General features: G+C 64.9%; 2 protein-coding genes. One reads left to right on the top strand and one right to left on the bottom strand.

The window, feature by feature from the left end; translation table 11 throughout:
- Positions 1 to 106: 106 nt before the first annotated feature.
- A complete protein-coding gene (locus EOA28_RS29280) occupies positions 107 to 2,020 on the bottom strand; it encodes a methyl-accepting chemotaxis protein (RefSeq protein WP_127252243.1) in 1,914 nt (637 codons plus the stop codon).
- A 429-nt stretch (positions 2,021 to 2,449) separates the two neighbouring features.
- Here EOA28_RS29280 and EOA28_RS29275 point away from each other — a divergent pair.
- Positions 2,450 to 3,447, top strand: a 998-nt coding sequence (locus EOA28_RS29275; protein WP_348633443.1) for a D-alanyl-D-alanine carboxypeptidase family protein, incomplete at its 3' end; no start/stop codon positions are given.

Here is a 3,447-nt window from a genome sequence, read left to right as displayed (position 1 = left end):
GGCGGAGACCGGTCGACGGGGAGGGGTCTGACAAAAAGAGTCCTTTCGACCCCCACCCCGATCCTCTGCGCGGATCGACCCTCCCCACAAGGGGGAGGGTGGAGCCCTACTGCCTTTTATACTCCCGCACCGGCGACTTCGTGCCATCCGTATAGGTCACCTGCACCGCCATCGATTTTACGTCGTCCTTGACCTTGAAATAGGGCTGGTAGTCGGAGGGAATGGCGTAGGGGTCCTTGGCGTCGCAGGGCGGCATCTTGATCTCCTTGTCGAGCGCCGAGCCGTTGAGGCTGTAATGCACCTCCTTGATGGCGCAGCGGTAGGAGAGCATCTGGGTGAAATAGACCAGGCCACGATTGCCGCCGGAATCGAAAGCGATCCATGACGTCCAGAACTGGTCGAGGATCTGCTTGTTCTCCTGCTGCAGCGCGCCGTCGGGGTCGAAGCGGATGTCGAACGGGCCGGTCTCGCGGCCGCGGATGTCGAGATATTTTATCGCGATGGTGGTGGCGGCAGTGCTGTCCGGCAACTCGAAGCTCGGATTGGGCATCGGCTTGCCGGTGCGCTGGTCGTTCATCGCCATCAGGCCGGTGTCGGTGAACGGGCCGGAATCGCCAAGGCGCCAGGAGATCGCCGTCGCCGGCTCGGGCAGCGAGATCGTCATCGACCAGCCGGCGTTGGAGCGCATCGGCGTCAGCGTCGGCACGAAGCGCGATGTGTCGAGCACATCGCCCAAAGCCGTCAGCCGGCTGCGGCTGCGGTCCAGCCAGTCGGCCAGTTGTGTCTGGTCGACGAAATATTTCAGCAGGCCGCCATCCTGCTCGTAGGAGACGAATTTGCTCAGCGCCTGCGCCTCGCTGCGCTTGTCGGCCAGCGTCTGGCTGCCGAGACGATCCTCGGAAAATTCCTGCGCCAGGAGAAAATAAGCCGGCGCGTAATCGGGGTTGGCCGCGATGAAGGCGTTGAGCTTGTCGAGCCGCTGCGCGTCGTCGAACTGCAACAGATGCACGAGCTTGATCGACGGCGCCTTGGCTTTCTCCGTCAGCGTGCCGAACACTTCGCGGGCGCCGGCCTTGCCGTCCTGGACTCTCAGCAGCATGGCAAAGCGCGTGTAGGGATCGATGGCGTCGACGTCGAAGCCGGCAAAGGCCAGATAGGAACGGCGGGCATTGAGCATGTCGCCGGCGAGCTCGTAGACGCGAGCATTGTGGTAGAATTCGTCGGGACGCTTCGGATCGGCGATCGCGCCGCCCTGGGCCGAGAGCTGGGCAAAACCCTTGGCGATCGTGTCGATCGAAGCAGCGATCTGCTCGGTGGTCGCCTGCAGTTTTTCCGCCTGCGCCTGCTGCTGTTGCTGGCCGGCGGCCAAGGTGTCGGTCGTCTGCTTGACCGCCTCGACAGTCTTCTGCGTCTCGGCGCCTTGCTCCGACTGCTGCTGTTGGGCGGAAGCGATCTGCTCAGTCTTCTGCGCCACCGTATCCGTGGTCTGCTTGACCGCCTCGACGGTCTTCTGCGTCTCGGCACCCTGCGCGGTCTGCTGTTGCTGGGTGGAAGCGATCTGCTCGGTGGTCTTGGCGACCGTATCGGTCGATTTCTTGACCTCCTCGACCGTTTTCTGCGTCTCGGTGACCGTCTGCTCGATCTTCGCCACCTTCTGCGAGACGATGCCCAGCGATTGCTGCAGCTCGGCGACGGCCGGCACAAGGTTGGCGATCACGCCGTTCTGCGAATTCGTTTCCTGCTGGATGCCGTAGACGCCGCCGGCGATCGCCGCCGCACTGGTGGCGAAGATCAGCGCCGGCATCGCCTTGGCGGCCAGCACCAGGCGCAGCACCATGGCGACGGCGATGATGATGGCCGCGACGGCGGCGACCAGGGCAATGTAGGCGGCAAAGGGCCCGAGCGGGTTGAGCACATCGCCGACTGCGCCGCTGATAAAGGCGAAGCTCGCCGCCCATTTGCCGGTGCGGCTGAGCGATGCCCTGAGCAACGAGGTCGTACCCGTGGCGATTTCCGACATGCCGATCCCCCAAAACCAAGCCGCGACATACTAGCGGAAAGGGGGTGGGGATGGCAAAGCGGATCGAGCCGGGCGTGGACTGCCCCTCACCCAGCCTCCGCTTCGCTCGGCTGACCATTCCGGGGCGAGCCACGGGTCTCGCCCGTCCTTCGGACCCCCAAGGGGAGAGGAGATTGTCAGCGCCTGCGCCAACCTCTTCTCCCCCACGGGGAGAAGGTGGCCGCGAAGCGGCCGGATGAGGGGACGGCGCCAACGTCGAAGGACAAGAACCCGTCCTCCACCCCCCCGAAACCTGGGCAAATGCCTTGTTGCCCTCGTTAACCAGTTGGACGCGGCATATGGGTTACGTTAGCTTCGCCGCGTCTCAGCAACAGTTTTAGAACAGTCTTGCCCCCTACCTTCCCTCTCCTCCAGAAACTCATCGCCATATTGGCATTGCTCGCGCTGGTCGCCGGCTGCACGACGGCGGCACCGCCTGAAAGCGTGCTTGCCGTGCCGGCGCAGCCGCAGAAATATGCGGCGATCGTGGTCGACGCCTCGACCGGCAAGACCCTGTTCGAGGTCAATTCGCGGTCGCAGCGCTATCCGGCGTCGCTGACCAAGATGATGACGCTCTACATGCTGTTCGAGGCGCTGGAGAGCGGCCGGGTGATTAAGGAGACGCGGATCCCGGTTTCCGATCACGCGGCCTCGCAACCGCCGACAAAGCTGCGTTTTAGGCGCGGCGAGACGATCGACGTCGATTCCGCCATCCGCGCCATGGTGGTTAAGTCGGCAAACGACGTGGCGGTGGCGGTGGGCGAATATCTGGGCGGCGGCTCGGAGGACCAGTTCGCCGCCATGATGACCGCCAAGGCGCGCTCGCTCGGCATGAGCGGCACCAATTTCCGCAACGCCTGCGGCCTGCCCGATGACGGCCAGGTGACCACGGCGCGCGACATGGCGGTGCTGGGCATGGCGCTGGAAAAGCGCTTCCCGCAGCATTTCCACTATTTCTCCGAAAGCGACTTCATGTTCCGCGGCAGGCTGGTGCGCGGCCACAACGACATGCTGGGGCGCGTGCGCGGCGTTGACGGCATCAAGACCGGCTACATAAGAGCTTCCGGCTACAACATCGTCACCTCCTACAATGCCGACGGGCGGCATCTGATCGTGGTGGTGATGGGCGCCGACACCGCGCGCCAGCGCAACGACCATGTCGAGGCGCTGATCCAGCGGAGTCTCGGACCGGCGATCGCCGATGCAAGCCAGCCCAGGCTGATGTATTCCGGCCAGCAGCCGGCCTCGCCGCCGCTGCTTCCACCGGCGGACTCGGCGTTGCCAGGGTTGCCGCCGCAGCAGCCGACGCCCGCGTCGGCGGCGCCGGGTTCGACGGCGTCCGATTTTCCGTCGCCGGATCTGGCCTCGCCCGGCGCGCCGCTGCTGCC

Origin of the sequence: Mesorhizobium sp. M2A.F.Ca.ET.067.02.1.1 (assembly GCF_004023285.1) — a bacterium.
In the GTDB taxonomy this organism is placed as follows: Bacteria; Pseudomonadota; Alphaproteobacteria; order Rhizobiales; family Rhizobiaceae; genus Mesorhizobium.
The sequence above is the reverse complement of the archived record's forward strand: the minus strand, read 5'-3'. Positions and strand labels throughout refer to the sequence as shown.